The 14507-nt window shown below is 74.3% G+C and carries 13 protein-coding genes and 1 pseudogene; 5 read left to right on the top strand and 9 right to left on the bottom strand.

Annotation, left to right across the window (positions count from 1 at the left end):
- Nucleotides 1–44: 44 nt before the first annotated feature.
- Complete coding sequence (locus tag ABZ641_RS12605; protein ID WP_359981281.1) at nucleotides 45–713, bottom strand: DUF5701 family protein; 669 nt, start codon at nucleotides 711–713, stop codon at nucleotides 45–47.
- Nucleotides 714–782: 69 nt separating this feature from the next.
- On the opposite strand from ABZ641_RS12605, the gene ABZ641_RS12600 reads away from it, so the two are divergent.
- From ABZ641_RS12600 to ABZ641_RS12590, 3 genes are all read left to right on the top strand, one after another.
- Complete coding sequence (locus ABZ641_RS12600; RefSeq protein WP_359981278.1) at nucleotides 783–1583, top strand: TetR/AcrR family transcriptional regulator; 801 nt, start codon at nucleotides 783–785, stop codon at nucleotides 1581–1583.
- 98 nt (nucleotides 1584–1681) lie between these two features.
- On the top strand, nucleotides 1682–2689 hold the full coding sequence (gene rarD, locus ABZ641_RS12595; protein WP_359981275.1) for an EamA family transporter RarD: 1008 nt from the start codon (nucleotides 1682–1684) through the stop codon (nucleotides 2687–2689).
- Between the two features lie 177 nt (nucleotides 2690–2866).
- Nucleotides 2867–3307: a hypothetical protein gene (locus ABZ641_RS12590; protein WP_344626392.1), complete on the top strand. Its 441-nt coding sequence runs from the start codon at nucleotides 2867–2869 to the stop codon at nucleotides 3305–3307.
- Between the two features lie 36 nt (nucleotides 3308–3343).
- Here the strand turns inward: ABZ641_RS12590 and ABZ641_RS12585 are convergent, their stop codons facing one another.
- The 3 genes from ABZ641_RS12585 to ABZ641_RS12575 all read right to left on the bottom strand — a co-directional run bounded on the left by ABZ641_RS12585 (nucleotide 3344) and on the right by ABZ641_RS12575 (nucleotide 6463).
- Nucleotides 3344–4225, bottom strand: coding sequence for an ABC transporter permease (locus ABZ641_RS12585; RefSeq protein WP_344626391.1), 882 nt, complete (start codon nucleotides 4223–4225; stop codon nucleotides 3344–3346).
- Nucleotides 4212–5138, bottom strand: a complete 927-nt coding sequence (locus ABZ641_RS12580; RefSeq protein ID WP_344626390.1) for an ABC transporter ATP-binding protein — start codon at nucleotides 5136–5138, stop codon at nucleotides 4212–4214. Before ABZ641_RS12580 ends, ABZ641_RS12585 begins: the two co-directional genes overlap by 14 nt.
- 98 nt (nucleotides 5139–5236) lie before the next feature.
- Nucleotides 5237–6463 (bottom strand): DUF2092 domain-containing protein, encoded by a 1227-nt coding sequence (locus ABZ641_RS12575; RefSeq protein ID WP_359981271.1) that lies wholly within the window; start codon nucleotides 6461–6463, stop codon nucleotides 5237–5239.
- A gap of 355 nt (nucleotides 6464–6818) precedes the next feature.
- Here ABZ641_RS12575 and ABZ641_RS12570 point away from each other — a divergent pair, with 355 nt between their 5' ends.
- Nucleotides 6819–7916: an ADP-ribosylglycohydrolase family protein gene (locus ABZ641_RS12570; protein WP_359981268.1), complete on the top strand. Its 1098-nt coding sequence runs from the start codon at nucleotides 6819–6821 to the stop codon at nucleotides 7914–7916.
- A gap of 32 nt (nucleotides 7917–7948) precedes the next feature.
- Here the strand turns inward: ABZ641_RS12570 and ABZ641_RS12565 are convergent, their stop codons facing one another.
- The 3 genes from ABZ641_RS12565 to ABZ641_RS12555 all read right to left on the bottom strand — a co-directional run bounded on the left by ABZ641_RS12565 (nucleotide 7949) and on the right by ABZ641_RS12555 (nucleotide 10103).
- Complete coding sequence (locus tag ABZ641_RS12565) at nucleotides 7949–8158, bottom strand: DUF397 domain-containing protein (RefSeq protein WP_344626388.1); 210 nt, start codon at nucleotides 8156–8158, stop codon at nucleotides 7949–7951.
- Entirely contained in the window at nucleotides 8155–9018 is an 864-nt protein-coding gene (locus ABZ641_RS12560) for a helix-turn-helix transcriptional regulator (protein WP_344626387.1), read from the bottom strand. The genes ABZ641_RS12565 and ABZ641_RS12560 overlap by 4 nt, the downstream gene beginning before the upstream one ends.
- Before the next feature lie 356 nt (nucleotides 9019–9374).
- On the bottom strand, nucleotides 9375–10103 hold the full coding sequence (locus ABZ641_RS12555; protein ID WP_359981264.1) for a GPP34 family phosphoprotein: 729 nt from the start codon (nucleotides 10101–10103) through the stop codon (nucleotides 9375–9377).
- A 398-nt stretch (nucleotides 10104–10501) separates the two neighbouring features.
- Between ABZ641_RS12555 and ABZ641_RS12550 the strand changes: the two genes are divergently transcribed.
- Nucleotides 10502–13051, top strand: a complete 2550-nt coding sequence (locus tag ABZ641_RS12550) for a hypothetical protein (protein WP_359981262.1) — start codon at nucleotides 10502–10504, stop codon at nucleotides 13049–13051.
- Between the two features lie 93 nt (nucleotides 13052–13144).
- Here the strand turns inward: ABZ641_RS12550 and ABZ641_RS12545 are convergent, their stop codons facing one another.
- Entirely contained in the window at nucleotides 13145–14233 is a 1089-nt protein-coding gene (locus ABZ641_RS12545; RefSeq protein ID WP_359981259.1) for a YhjD/YihY/BrkB family envelope integrity protein, read from the bottom strand.
- A gap of 92 nt (nucleotides 14234–14325) precedes the next feature.
- Nucleotides 14326–14507 (bottom strand): annotated as a pseudogene (locus ABZ641_RS12540) (dolichol-phosphate mannosyltransferase); the annotation flags it as partial.

Below are 14507 nucleotides of genomic sequence, written 5' to 3'. Positions count from 1 at the left end.
GCCCCGGGGGTGACCCCCGGGGCCCGCGGTGCGCCCGTCCGGCCTCAGGCCCGGCCGCCGGCGGAGGCCATGCCGAGCCAGCTGTGCGGGTTGCCCTCCCAGCACCAGCCGAGCTTGGGAGCGCCCTTGCTGATCCACAGCGCGGGCACCCGGCGGTCGCCGCAGCGCGAGGCGCCGAGCGAGAAGCACTTGTTGGTGGCGAGCAGCTCCGGGTACTGGACGACCAGGGCGAGGCCCTCCTCGATCGTCAGCGGGGTGCGGCCGCGGTCGGCGACCACGGCCATCGCGTCCCGCGGTACGGCGCCGCAGAACTCCTCGCCGCGGTCGACGTCCAGCAGCAGGTAGGCCCGGCCGTTCGGCAGCGCCACGGTCGGGGTGAAGCGGGCGAGGTCGCCCTCGGGGTAGTGCCGGTCCACGATCCCCGGGCGCTTGCGGCCGGCGAGCGTGGTCAGCGGCACCACCTCCTCGATCGGCACCACCTCCCTGGTCACCACCAGGACGAACGGCACCCGGCCGCCCTCCGGCGGCGCGCCGGGGCCGGCGGCCGCGCGCAGCGGCTCCAGCAGGGCGGTGAAGCCCTCCTCCGGCAGCCCGGCCAGGGCCGGGTAACCCAGGGCGGTCAGCCGCCGCACCTGTCGGTCGAACTCTCCGTCGACCCCGCCGTCGAGCTCTCCGTCGAACTCTCCGTCGAACTCTCCGTCGAACGCAGTCATGCGCCTCCCATTCTCCGTACCGCGTACACTGTACATAGTACGGATAAAGGCGGTGGGAGAATTCCGGCCATGTCGAGCGACCGCAGCAGTGCAGGTGATCCGGCGCGCACCCTCGCGCTGCTCTGGGGCGGGGGCGAGGAGCGGCCCGGCCGCCGCGGCCCCCGGCAGGCCAGGACGGTGCCCGAGATCGCCGCCGCCGCGATCGCCCTCGCCGACGCCGAGGGCGTCGCCGCCGTCACCATGCGGGCCGTCGCCCAGCGGCTCGGCCTCTCCCCGATGGCGCTCTACACCTACGTGCCGGGCAAGGCCGAACTCCTCGACCTCATGCTCGACACCGTCTACGCCGCCATGCCCCGCCGCACCCCCGCCGACGGCGGCTGGCGGGCCCGGACGGCCGCCGTCGCCGACGACAACGCCGCCCTGTTCGCCGCCCACCCCTGGGTCGCGGAGGTCGCCACCGGCCGCCCCCCGCTCGGCCCCGGCCTGATGGCCAAGTACGAGTACGAGCTGCGCGCCCTCGAAGGGCTCGGCCTCGGCGACGTCGAGACGGACGCCGCCCTCTCCTTCGTGCTCGGCTTCGTGCACAGCTGCGCCCGGGCCGCCGCCGACGAGCGGGCCGCCGAGCAGGAGAGCGCGATGAACGACGAGCAGTGGTGGGCCGGCAACGCCGACCTGCTCGCCAAGGTCTTCGACCCCGGGCGCTTCCCGACCGCAGCCCGGATCGGCACCGCGGCCGGCGAGGCCCACGGCGCCGCCTCCAGCGCGGCCCACGCCTACGCCTTCGGCCTGCAACGGGTGCTCGACGGGCTGGCCGCGCTCGACCCCGCGGGCCACCGCGGGGGAGACCCCGGCCCGGAACCGGGTGCGTAAGGCAACTGTCATGACCAAAGTGTGGATACGGGCGTGACATCTTCCGCTTCCGCCGCTACCGTCGAGCCGGTACTTGCGCGCGTGAGGGACGGAGCGGCATGAGGGACGAGCACGACACCGGCCGCGGATTCTGGTACGGCGCCGCCGCCTACGGCATGTGGGGCCTCTTCCCGCTCTTCTGGCCCCTGCTGGAGCCCGCCGGAGCCGTCGACATCCTCGCCAACCGGATGGTCTGGTCGCTCGTCGCCGTGCTCCTGATGCTGCTCGTCCAGCGCCGCTGGGCGTGGATCCGCCCGCTGCTCGCCCAGCCCCGCCGCCTCGCCATGGTCGGCCTGGCCGCCGCGGTGGTCTCCGTCAACTGGGGCGTCTACATCTGGGGCGTCAACTCCGGCCACGTCGTCGAGACCAGCCTCGGCTACTTCATCAACCCGCTCGTCACCATCGCCTTCGGCGTCCTGCTGCTGCACGAACGGCTGCGCCGCGCCCAGTGGGCCGCCGTCGGGATCGGCGTCCTCGCCGTCGTCGTCCTCGCCGTCGGCTACGGCCGGCCCCCGTGGATCGCCCTCACCCTCGCCCTCAGCTTCGCCACCTACGGCCTGCTGAAGAAGAAGGTCGCCCTCGGCGGCATGGAGGGCTTCGCGCTCGAGAGCGCCGCGATGTTCCCCTTCGCCCTCGGCTTCCTGATCTGGCTGCAGGTGCGAGGCGAGGGCAGCTTCGGCCACGCCGTCGACGGCAGCTCCGCCTGGGCGCACTCCGGGCTGCTCATGATCAGCGGCCTCATCACCGCCGTCCCGCTGCTGTGCTTCGGCGCCGCCGCCGTCCGCGTCCCGCTCACCACCCTCGGCCTGCTGCAGTACCTCGCACCGGTCTTCCAGTTCCTCATCGGGATCGCCGTCTTCCACGAGTCGATGCCGCCCGCCCGCTGGGCCGGCTTCGCCCTCGTCTGGGCCGCCCTCGCCGTCCTCACCTTCGACGCGCTGCGCCGGATCCGGGCCGACCGGGCCGCCCTCGCCGCAGCGGCCGCGGCAGCCGCCGCGCTGCCCGCGGACGGCGTCCCCGAGACCCCCGGAACCACCCCCGGAACGGCCTCGGCCGTCACCCGCTGAGACCGTCCGAACGCGCTCCGCGCAGGGGTCGTTCGCACCGGGAATCCCGCTGTGAAGAAGTCCCCGCCGGATCTCCTCAACCCAGGTCTCGGACTGCTAACGTCCGGGGTGCCACCGCCGCCGGCCGACGGAAACCCCGTTCTGTGCGGGCGCCCGCACGGCCACAGGAGGGTTGTGATGGTCCACCTCACGGGTCAACTCACAGGGCAACTCGCCCGGCCGTTCCGCCGTGTCGCCACGAGTCCAGGACGCGCCGCCCAGACGCTGCGCGACGCCGCCGACGACCTCCTCGCCCGCGGCGCAGCCCTGCGCCTGCCCGCCGTCCGACGGGAGCTCGACGCCGCCGAGAGCGGCGACCTGCTGGTCACCGGCACCCCCAGCGGGGGCACCGTCCGCATCGAGTGGCAGCGCCACGGCCGCCCCGCGATAACCCTCGACGGCCCGTACCGGCTCGACCGGGTCGACCTCAAGGGCTCCCACCGCGCCCGGCTGTACGGCCTGACCGCCGGCGTCCGCCTGGTCTGCCCCGAGTGGTCGCCGCTCTTCCTGATCGCCCCCGCCCAGCTGCCGGTGCTGGCCTGCGCGGCCGCCGCCTCCCGGATGGTCCCCGTCCGCTGACGGTCCGTCGGCCCCGATCCGGCCGGGCCGGCCGGATCAGACCGTGATGTCCCGTCCGGTGAAGCGTGCCCACGCCGCCGAGCCGAACACCGCCACGTAGACCGCCTGCAGCCCCAGGTTCTCCAGCACGCCGTCCCAGTACATGCGCTCGCGCAGCAGGTCCGAGAAGCTCAGCCACCGGTGGGTGAACAGGAACGGCTGCACCGCGTGCAACTGCGGGAAGCTGTCCAGGATCTGCACCGTGATGACCAGCACCACCGTGGTCGCCATCGCGGCGATGCCACTGCCCGTCAGCGTCGACACGAACAGGCCGACCGCCACCAGCCCGGCCAGCGACAGCGCGACCACCCCGGCCACCAGCACCGCCCGCAGCAGCGCCTCGCCGACCCCGATCGCGTCCCCGGACAGCAGCGTCACCTCGCCCAGCGGGAACAGCGCCGCCCCGGTGGCCAGCGCCGACAGGGCCACCACCCCGGTGGCCGCCAGACAGAACACCAGCGCCGCGGTGAACTTCGCCGCCAGCAGCCGCGTCCGCCCGGCCGGCGCGACCAGCAGGTAGCGCAGCGTCCCGGTGGCCGCCTCGCCGGCGATCGCGTCCCCCGCCACCACGCCCACCGTCATCGGCAGGAAGACGGGCAAAGTGACGGCCAAGGCCGTAAAGACCAGGAAAAGCCCGTTCTGGGTCACCTGGGCGACGAACGCCGGCCCCTCGCCGCGGCTGCCGCCGGTGTGCACCCGCACCACGACGCCGATCAGCACCGGCAGCGCCGCCAGGATGCCCAGCATCGCGATCGTCCGCGCCCGGCGGAAGGTCATCACCAGCTCACTGGTGAACAGCGCCGCGTACCCCGCCGCTCCCGCCCGGGGCCGGCCCGCCGCCACCGCGGCACCCTGCGGCACCGTCTCAGCCCGCGACATCGAAACCCTCCCCGGTCAGCGCCACGAAGGCGTCCTCCAGCGTGCCCCGCTCCACCGCGAAGCCGCGCACCCGCACCCCCGCACCGACGAGGGCCGCGCACACCGCCGGCAGCGCGTCCTCGCCCTCCGGCGGGAGACCGTCCACCGACCCGTCGGCCGGCCGCAGGTCCGTCACCCCGTGCTCCTTCAGCACCCGGACGGCCTCCTCGACGTCGGCCGTCCGCACGACCAGGCGGCCCTGCGCCCGGGCGGCCAGCTCGGCCACCGTGCCCTGCACCACCAGCCGGCCGCGCGACATCACCGCGGCGTGCGTGCAGACCTGCTCGATCTCGTCCAGCAGGTGCGAGGAGAGGAACACCGTCGTGCCGTCCGCCGCCAGCTCCCGCACCAGCGCGCGGATCTCCCGCATGCCCTGCGGGTCCAGGCCGTTGGTCGGCTCGTCCAGCACCAGCAGCTCCCGCGGCCGCAGCAGCGCCGCCGCCAGCCCGAGCCGCTGCTTCATCCCCAGCGAGTAGCCGCGCGCCTTGCGGCCCGCCGCGGCCGACAGCCCGACCCGCTCCAGCGCGGAGGCCACCCGCTGCTCCCTCGTCCGCGGATCGGCGGTCGGATCGGCCGCGTCGAAGCGCACCAGGTTGGCCCGCCCGGACAGGAACCCGTACAGCGCCGGGCCCTCGATCAGCGCCCCCACCCGGGGCAGCACCGCGCCGACCGACTGCGGCATCGGCGCCCCCAGCACCGACGCCGACCCCGCCGACGGCGCGATCAGGCCCATCAGCATCCGGATCGTCGTCGTCTTGCCGGAGCCGTTCGGGCCGAGGAAGCCGAACACGCTGCCGCGCGGCACCACCAGGTCCAGCCCGTCCACCGCCGTCCGGTCGCCGAACCGCTTGGTCAGGCCGCGGGTGCGGATCACGTCCCCGGACGCGCCGGCGGGGGCCGGGCCCGCGAAGGCCCGACCCCCCGACCGCTCCGCCGGGCCCGACCGCTCCGCAGAAGGGGCGCCGGCCACGGTTACTTCACCCCGGCCGCGTGCTGCAGCACCGGCAGCGTCACCGCACCGGCGAACACTCGGCCGTCGTCCGTCACCAGGACGTTCACCACCTTGGTGCCGATCAGCGTGCCGCCGCCGACCGGCTTGCCGAACGCCTTCACCATGGACAGCGCGCCCTGCGGCCCGCCCTTGGCGCCGTGGCCGCCGCCCTGCCCGGACACCTCGTCGAGCGGCAGCCGGGTCGACACCACGGTCGTCCAGCCCTCGCCCGTCACCTGCACGTCCGGCGCGCCGCCGGCCGGCTTCCCGGACGGCTTGCCGAGCGACGTGCCGCCCGGCAGGCCGTGCCCGGCCGGCACGTCGTCGGCCCGGTGCTCCGTCACCTTCGCGCCCTTCGGCGGGGTGAAGGCGAAGACCGAGGCGGCCGGCCGGTCGAACGACACCTTGCTGTAGTGCACGTCCAGCACCGGACCGCCGGAGGCGGCCGTCGCCTGCACCGAGAGCGGCACCCCGTGCTCCGCGTCCACCGCGATCCGCACCCGGGCGATCGTCGAGCCCTGCCCCTTCGGGGTCAGCGTCAGCCGGTACGCGTCCCGGCCGGCGACCGTCATGGTGCCGTCCACCGCGACCGTCGTGCTGCCCGAGGCGAAGGCCAGGAACTGCTTCGCCGCGTCCTGCGGGGTCACCGGAGCCACCGACGGCCGCTCGGACCGCTTCCCGGCGGCGCCCTGCGGGGCCTTCAGGTGCACGGCCTCGTTGGAGGAGCTGTCCCACGCCCAGACGTCCGTGCCGTTGTGCACCAGCTCGTATCCGGCCAGGTCCTCCACCAGGCCGATCCGCTGCCGGTCCGGGCCGTCCACCGCGACCTGCAGGGTGTGCTGGCCGGCCAGCAGCTCCGCCAGCTTCGCCTGCGGCTGCGCGCCGCCGGAACCCGAGGAGCCGCCGGGCGCACCGGAGCCGCCCACGCCCTGCGCGAACCCGCCCGCCGCGCCGAGCAGCTGGGACGGGACCCCCAGGTCGGCCTTCATCTGGACGGTGCCGGAGAGCGCCTCGGTGTCCGAACCCAGCGCCTTCGCCACCAGCTGCTCCGCCGTCACCGACGGCAGGTTCGGGCCGGAGTCGCTGGCCAGCGCCGGCACCAGGCCGACACCGGCGGCCACCGCCGCCACCACCGCGACCGGGACGGCCACCCGCACCAGCGTCCTGCGGCCGGACCGGTTCGGCGCCCCCTGCTCCTGCTCCGCCATCTCGTTCAACCCCTCCGAGTCGTCGCTTGCTTGCCCTTCCATTAGAGGCGCTGCGGGCCGTCCGGGCATCGCCCCGCAGGGCTGGATCCGGGTACGCCCGTCGTCGCACCCGACCCTGAGGCGGTCTCAGGGTCGGATCGGCCCCCGGTCGTAGCCCGTCCGCGGCGGCGCGCGGCGGTGCGCGGCAGGACCGTGCGCGGCCGCGGGACGGACACGGGGCGGCCGGAAGCGGCGCGTGCCGGCGGTGCGGAGGTCCGCCACCCCGACGCCTGCCCGTACGGTTCTTCGAATACAGTGCAGGCTCCTGGCCCGCCGCGGTCGCTGGCCCGCCCCGGACGAAAGGCGAAGACCCGTGATGCCCCTGTGGTCACGTGCGCAGCAGCAGGACTTCCGCAGCCGGGTCCGGGGCTGCCTGCTCGGCGGGGCGGTCGGCGACGCGCTCGGGGCCGGGATCGAGTTCGACTCGCTGGAGAAGATCCGCTCCGCGCACGGACCGCTCGGCGTGACCGGCTACGTGGCAGCGTACGGGCGGCGCGGCGCGGTCACCGACGACACCCAGATGAGCCTGTTCACCCTGGACGGCCTGATCCGCGCGCACATCGGCCGGGACGCCGGCACCTGGCACCCGCCGACCGACGTCCACAAGGCCTACCGGCGCTGGTACGCCACCCAGCAGGACTGGGGCCCGGACGAGCGCCGGGCCGACCTCGGCTGGCTGGGCCGCCAGGAGTGGCTCTACGCCCAGCGGGCGCCCGGCCAGGCCTGCCTCACCGGGCTCTCCGGGCCCGACGCCGAGCAGCTGGGCACCGTCGAGGCGCCCCGCAACCCGCACTCCAAGGGCTGCGGCACGGTCATGCGGGCGGCGCCGTTCGGCCTGCTGACCGCCTGGGACCCGGGCCTGGTCTTCCAGCTCGCGGTGGAGTGCTCCGTCCTGACGCACGGCCACCCGACCGGCTACCTGGCGGCCGGCGCCTTCGCGGTGATCGTCCACACGGTGGCCCGCGGCGGCACGCCGGAGGAGGGCGTGCACCTCGCACTGGCGCTGCTCTCCGAGCGGCCCGCGCACGAGGAGACCACCGCGGCCCTGCGGGCCGCCCTGGACGCCGTCCGGGCCGGCGAGCCCACCGCGGAGCGGGTCGAGGCGCTCGGCGAGGGCTGGGTCGCGGAGGAGGCACTGGCCATCGGCGTCTACTGCGCGCTGGTGGCGGAGGACGTGCGGTCCGGGCTGCTGCTGGCCGTCAACCACTCCGGCGACAGCGACTCCACCGGATCGATCTGCGGGAACCTGCTGGGCGCGCTGCACGGGGAGACGGCGCTGCCCGCCGATCTGGTGGCGGAGCTGGAGGGACGCGGCACGATCCTGGAAATGGCGGACGACTTCGCGCTGGAACTGGTGCATGGGCCCGAACTGCACGGCACCGCGGGCTGGGCGGAGCGCTACCCGGTCGGGTGAGGACCGCCGGGTAGCGCGTCGCGGCGGTGCCGTCAGACCTCGCCGAAGGCACCCGCCGCGACGGCCGTGGTGAAGGCGGCCCAGGCGGCGTTCGAGAACTCCAGTCGGGGGCCCTCCGGGTCCTTGGAGTCGCGTACCGCGATCGAGCGGGTGTCCGGGACGGCGATCTCCACACAGGCGCCGTTGCCGCCGCTGTGGCTGCTCTTGCGCCAGGTCAGATTGGTCGTGGACGTGGTGGTCATTGCTTGAACCCCTCTGCAATGGTGTGCATCAGTGACCGACTGTCCGCGACACTGAGCGCCGCGGCCCGCAGGTGGTCGTACAGATTGGTATAGCGGCGCACGTCGGCCTCCTTCTCCAGGTAGAGATCGCTCGTCACCCCTTCGAAGTAGACAACGGTCGAATCGGCAGACTCGGGGAACTCCATCAGGGAGAATGTGCCGCTCATGCCCGGATGCGCCCCGTGGCTGAACGGGATCACCTGCAGGTTGATGTACGGCCGCTCGCTGAGCGCCAGCAGCTGGCACAGCTGGTCCGCCATGACCGCCCGGCTGCCGACCTCGCGGCGCAGCACCGCCTCGTCTATGACGACCCACAGGCTGCCGAGCCGGTCCTCGCTGTCGCCGTCTATCCGCAGCTGACGCTTCATCCGGACCTCGACCCGGCGCTGCACCGCCTGGGCGTCGTAGTCCGGGAAGGTGCCGGCGACCACGGCCGCCGCGTACTCCCGGGTCTGCAGCAGCCCCGGCACGAACGAGGACTCGTACGCCCGGATCGAGGAGGCCTCCGCCTCCAGGCCGATGTAGACGCTGTACGGGATGTCGCCGAACTCGTGCCACCAGCCGCGCTGGCGGGACTCGCGGGCCATCTCCATCAGCCCGGCGCGGACCCGCTCGTCGGCCACCTCGTACACGTCGCACAGGTCCCTGACGTCACGTTGGCTGATGCTGCGCCGACCGTTCTCCAGTCGGCTGATCTTCGACTGGGAGACCATCAGGCGGCCCGCCACCTCCTCCGCGGTCATGCCCTTGAGCTCGCGCAGGCGCCGGAGTTCGGCGCCGAGCCTGCGGCGGCGCACGGTGGGATTGACGCTGGCGGACACATCGACCTCCGGCCGGACCTCTGGCACAGACGGCAGCGCTGCGCCTCGGAACAGTGTGGAAATTGGTACCAACCCCCCCTGACGTGGAGAGCATGCCATCTTGTCTCTGCTCCATGCGGGCGAATCCTCCCAGCGGACTAGAACAGATCATCGGAAAAGTGTGTAATCGGGATGGCATGCCTTGCACTTGGTCGCCGCGCGCGGTAAAAGCCCGCCTCGGCGCGGTGTCCGCACTCCTACCCCGCCACGGCGCCCCGAACGCCCGGACGGCGGGTGACACGCGGAAGGACGGCCCGTCCGGCAGTCTTCCTGCCGGACGGGCCGCCCTTCACACACTTACCTACGGCGCGTGCCGATCAACGCGCGCCCACCCGGGTGGCGACCGGGTGCCCGCCCGCGGCCGGCCTCGCCGGCGCAGGACGCCCGCCCGCCGCCGGGGCCGCACCGCGGTTCTGCTGGGTCGGCAGACCGTTCTGCACGTCCATCACCGCGTGCGCCACCATCCCGCCGAGCGGGTCGTAGCGGATCAGGTCCCGCAGCCGGGACCGCGAGGAGCGGCCCTCGTTGCCGGGATAGAGGTGCTTGCCCAGACCCACCGCGTGCGCCAGCGCGGCCAGTGCGGCCGTCCGCGGGTCCGGCGGCACGCCGGTGCGGATCGCGGTGTCCAGGCGCTGCTTGATCGCGGCGTTGGTGCAGTCGTCCGCCGCCTGGTAACGCGTCGTCGGCAGCACTCCGCACATCTGGCCCGGCACCGCGGTCACCATGCCGCAGCGCTCCAGGTGCGCCAGGTACGTCTGCCGCAGGCCCAACCGGGGCCCGCCGATCCAGTGCGACGCCCGGACCGCACTGCCGCGCCGTCGCAGCAGTTCCAGGGCGTGGTCGAGGGTCGGATCACCGGTCGGCCGTGCGAGAACCACGGCGATCCGGTCCCCGTCCGGGGCGATGCGTCCGGCCAGGGACAGCTCGACCAGCTGCGCCCCGGCGAGTCCGAGGTCGAGGGTCTGGGGCTGCGCAGTGGTACCCGTGGCCGGGTCCAGTGCGAGCAGCAACAGCTCCTCGGGAATTGTTCTGCGGCTCCTGCCCATCCAAGCCTCCCCGCGTGGATGGAAGACAGCGTGACGCCTCTCACACAGGCTTGTCGAGTACGCCTCCGAATCGTGACCTTGGCACGGCAGGCTGGAACCGGTCCCCCGCGGCCCGGCGTCTGAGCCGGGGACGGGCCCGGACGGGCAGAAAAACGGCCGGTCGGGCGGGGTGTGCGCGACTGACGCGCCACCGGTGGCGGAGACTGTACAGACATCCCGACGGGACGAGAACCCGTAGGAAAAAATGAAGGATCGGCGCGGCCCTCGGCCCGCCGGCCGAGGCGGGCAGCCGGTCCGCCGGGCGGACGAGGAGGAGAGGGTCAGTGGGCGAGTCCCCCGACACAGGGCGGCGCGACGGGGCGGCCGAGGGTTCGGCGACGAAGGAGGAGACCGTACCGGTGCGCAGCACCGAGTCGGCGAAGGCTCCCGAGTCCGCGGACCAGACCGAGCCCGCGGCCACCACCGAGCCGGAGGCTGCGGAGCCGGACGCCGGTGACGCCACGGCCGACCGGCCGGAGGACGAGGACGCTGACGCAGCGTCCGAGGGCGACGCAGTGTCTGACGGGGAAGCAGAGGACACCGGCGCGTCCGCCGACGACGCGGACGGGGACGGGGACGCCGACGCGGACAGCGACACCGACTCCGGTGCCGACTCCGACTCCGACGAGGAGGTCGCCGTCGCGGCGGCCGCTGCGGGCGGCTCCACCGTCCACCTCCGCCTCCCGGCCGGGGACAAGGCCACCACCACGCTCCGGCTGCCGGTGGACAACGCCACCACCGCACTGCGCCTCCCCCCGGAGGTCCGGAAGGCCGCCGCCCCTGCCGCCCCCGCTGCCGGGTCCGCCAGGGCCGCCGAGGTTGCCGAGGCCGGTGACCAGCCGCCGAGCGACGTGACCACCATGCTGAGGCTCCCCGCCGACGCGACCCGCAAGCCCGCCGAGAAGAGCGGCGCGGAGAGGAACGGTGCCGACAAGAGCGGCGCCGACAAGAGCGGCGCCGACAAGAACGGCGTGGAGAAGAACGGTGCGGAGAAGAGCGCTGCCGGGAAGGCGTCCGCGGCGACGCCCGCCCCGGACGCCACCACCGCGCTCCGGCTCCCCGCCGAGGCCCGCAAGGCCGTCGACGCCCCGTCGGCGCCGGCCGCCGGCGAGAAGACCGCCGCCGCGGAGCCCGCTGCCCCGGCCGCCGACAAGGACACCGGCACCGGCACTGACGGCGACGGCGACACCGACACCGAGGCCGGTACCGACGCCGGTGCGGCGGATGGCGAGAGCGGGAAGGAGCCCGCGAAGGGCCCGGAGGCCGCCGCCCCCGTCGACAACGCGACCCGCGCGCTGCGTCTCCCCGTCGACAACGCGACCCGCGCGCTCCGCCTCCCTCCCGAGGCCCGTACGCCCGCCGGCGCCTCTCCCGCCGCCTCGGCCGAGGACCCCGACAAGCCCTCGGCGAAGTCCACCGACCCGCGCCTGGCCATGCGGGACAGCCGCGAGGTGGCCGGTGCCGCCCTCAAGGACACCCGCAAGCCGACCGGCAGCCCGGCCCCGGCCCCTGCGGCCGAGCCGGAGCCCCGCCCCGCCCCGCCGCGTCCGGAGTCCCGGCCGACCCCGCCCCCGCCGCCGCCTCCGCTGCCCGTGCCGGACCCGGCCCCCGTGCCGGCGCCCGTCCCGCTGCCGGAGAACACCATCGAGGCGATGGAGGTGCTCGCCACCCTCAGCGCCCGCCCGGCCAGCCCGCTGCGCCGCGCCGCCAAGCGGACGGCGATCTGGAGCGTCTTCCTCGCCTTCGTGCTCGGCATCCTGGTGGTCGTCCAGCTGCTGCGCCCGCTCCCGGACCCGGAGACCAAGCTCGGCCTGCCCACCGGTTTCACCTTCCAGGGCGACCAGCTCGCCGTGGACTGGCCGGCCAAGGGCCAGTCCGCCGCCGCGGTGATCGGGGTCGGCACCGTCGGCAGCTCCGGCGAGCAGACGCCGGTGTCCATCGCCAGCGTCACCAAGGTGATGAACGCCTACCTGATCCTCAAGGCGCACCCGCTCAAGAAGGGCGAGAGCGGCCCGAAGATCAAGGTCGACAAGGCGGCCGCCACCGAGTCCACCGACACGGACCAGTCGCGCGCCCAGCTGACCGAGGGACAGGAGCTCAGCCAGTACCAGGCGCTGGAGCTGCTGATGCTGCCCTCGGCCAACAACGTCGCCCGGCTGCTGGCGCGGTGGGACGCCGGCTCGGAGGAGGCCTTCGTCGCCAAGATGAACGCCGAGGCCGCCAAGCTCGGCATGGGCAGCACCACCTACGCCGACCCGGCCGGTTACAACGACGACACCAAGAGCACCGCGACCGACCAGCTCAAGCTGGCCGAGAAGGCCATGCAGGACGACGTCTTCCGGCAGATCGTCGCCGAGCCGGAGATGCGGTACAACAACGTGCGCATCCCGAACACCAACGACCTGGTCTTCACCGAGCGCGGCAGCGTCATCGGCGTGAAGACGGGCTCCTCCACCGCGGCGCAGTCCGCGCTGATGTGGGCCGCGGTCAAGGAGATCGGCGGCACCAAGCGGACGATCATCGGCGTCACCCTGCGTCAGCCGGCCGTCGCCGGCGTCGACCTGGCCAAGGTCGCCCAGGCACCCAGCCTGAAGATCATCAAGTCGGTGCAGAAGGGCCTCCAGGGCGAGACCCTCGCCAAGCAGGGCCAGGCCGTCGGCCGGGTCGAGGACGGCCTCGGCGGCTCGGTGCCGATCGTCGCGGCCAAGGACCTCACCGTCGCCGGCTGGTCGGGCATCACCGCCACGCTGACCCTGGACGCCACCAAGCTCGGCCACACCGTGAAGGCCGGCACCCAGGTCGGCACCCTCTCCGCGGGCGAGGGCGAGGGCCGGATCGAGGTGCCCGTCACCCTGCAGGGCGACCTGGCCCCGCCGTCCATCCTGTCGAGGCTGACCCGCATCCTCTGACACCTGCGGATCGGACACCCGCGGACCGGAACCGAGGCCCCGCCGTCCCCGCCCTCGCGGCGGGAACGGCGGGGCCTCGCCGTGTCCGGTACCTCAACCGGGGGCCGGGCCCGCCGCGGAGCCCGGCGGGGAGCCGCCGTTCTGTTCCCCCGTCGCCCCCGGTCCGCCTCCGGCCGTTCCCGCCGTTCCCTTCGTCCCCGCCGTGCCGGCCCCTCCGGCCGACCCGGCCGACCCCGTGCCTGCCGGCGCTGCCGCGGCCTCCGGGCCCACCGGGGCCGCCGGTGCTCCCGCCGTCCCGGTGCCCGCCAGGGACCCCGGCGGGGCGGTCGGCTCGACGCCCAGCAGCGCCGCCACCCCCGGTTCCTGCGTCAGCACCCGGCCCAGCGCGATCGCGAACGTCACCGCGGTGAACATCACGATCAGCCAGGACAGCAGCGTGAACACCACCCCGTACGGGCCGAACCGGCTGACGCTCTGCGTCACCGCGTGCGGCAGGTACACCGCGGCCGCCGCGTTCACCCCCACCACGGCCACCCCGCACAGCAGCGCGCCCGGCAGCAGCAGCCGCCAGGCGATCCGCCCGGCGAGCAGCAGGCGCTGCGTCCACCACCAGAGCGCGGCGTCCATCGCGAAGGTCAGCGGGATGCCCAGCCACAGGCCCGCGCCGAAGCCGTCGTGCAGCGCGTGCTGGAACACCAGCACGACCAGCCACACCAGCAGCCAGGTCAGCCAGCGCCAGGCGGTGATCCGGTGCGAGGCCTTCGGCAGCTCCCAGCAGCGTTCGCACACCCGCTGCACGGCGCGGCTCAGCGCGGTCGCCGACAACAGGGTGATGATCACGCCCACCGCGCCGAAGCTCTGCGAGACCTCGTCGTCGTGCCCGGTGTCCAGGAACTGCGCCACCTGCTGCTGCGCCGCCCCCTTCAGGCCGAGCTGATCGCGGAGCGAGGAGACCACGCCCTCCTTGATCGAGGCCGGGGCGAACACCGCCAGTGCCATCAGCGCGGGCAGCGCACTCAGGAAGGCCTGTGCGGCCAGACGGGTGGCGCAGTCCAGCAGATTGACCCGGACGACCTGGTGCAGTGCGCGGCCGATCAGCGGCACGCGGTCGGGTACCGCCTTGAGCGACCTGGCCTTCTCGGCCGCCCTGGCCCGCATCCCCGGCTGCTGAGACGCTGCCACACCGGCTCCCTCCGCGAGCGGGCACCCTGCGTGACCCAGCCCCATGCTCGCCCCGCCGGTGGTACCCCGCACCCGCTCCGACGGGCGGGGACCTAGTTCGCGTCCGCCTTGCTGCGTGCGCTCCCGCCCGCGCTCCTGCCCGCGTTCTTCGCTCCGCCGGCGACCGCACCGGCGACCGCGCCGGTGATCTTGTCGATGCGGGAGCCGATGCCCCAGGTGGTGACGCGCCAGAGGGCTTCGGCGACGATGTTGCGGCTCATCTTGGAGTTGCCGT

Origin of the sequence: Kitasatospora sp. NPDC007106, from assembly GCF_040634455.1 — a bacterium.
GTDB classification, from domain to species: Bacteria; Actinomycetota; Actinomycetes; order Streptomycetales; family Streptomycetaceae; genus Kitasatospora; species Kitasatospora arboriphila.
This window is presented reverse-complemented; position numbering and strand designations above follow the sequence as displayed.

Bases quoted from the DNA above. Each gene is read 5' to 3' on its own strand.
- ABZ641_RS12575 (WP_359981271.1), bottom strand. From the start codon at position 6,463: ATGGCGGAGCAGGAGCAGGGGGCGCCGAACCGGTCCGGCCGCAGGACG.
- ABZ641_RS12570 (WP_359981268.1), top strand. From the start codon at position 6,819: ATGCCCCTGTGGTCACGTGCGCAGCAGCAGGACTTCCGCAGCCGGGTC.
- rarD (WP_359981275.1), top strand. From the start codon at position 1,682: ATGAGGGACGAGCACGACACCGGCCGCGGATTCTGGTACGGCGCCGCC.
- ABZ641_RS12590 (WP_344626392.1), top strand. From the start codon at position 2,867: ATGGTCCACCTCACGGGTCAACTCACAGGGCAACTCGCCCGGCCGTTC.
- ABZ641_RS12565 (WP_344626388.1), bottom strand. From the start codon at position 8,158: ATGACCACCACGTCCACGACCAATCTGACCTGGCGCAAGAGCAGCCAC.
- ABZ641_RS12600 (WP_359981278.1), top strand. From the start codon at position 783: ATGTCGAGCGACCGCAGCAGTGCAGGTGATCCGGCGCGCACCCTCGCG.
- ABZ641_RS12585 (WP_344626391.1), bottom strand. From the start codon at position 4,225: ATGTCGCGGGCTGAGACGGTGCCGCAGGGTGCCGCGGTGGCGGCGGGC.
- ABZ641_RS12555 (WP_359981264.1), bottom strand. From the start codon at position 10,103: ATGGGCAGGAGCCGCAGAACAATTCCCGAGGAGCTGTTGCTGCTCGCA.
- ABZ641_RS12605 (WP_359981281.1), bottom strand. From the start codon at position 713: ATGACTGCGTTCGACGGAGAGTTCGACGGAGAGTTCGACGGAGAGCTC.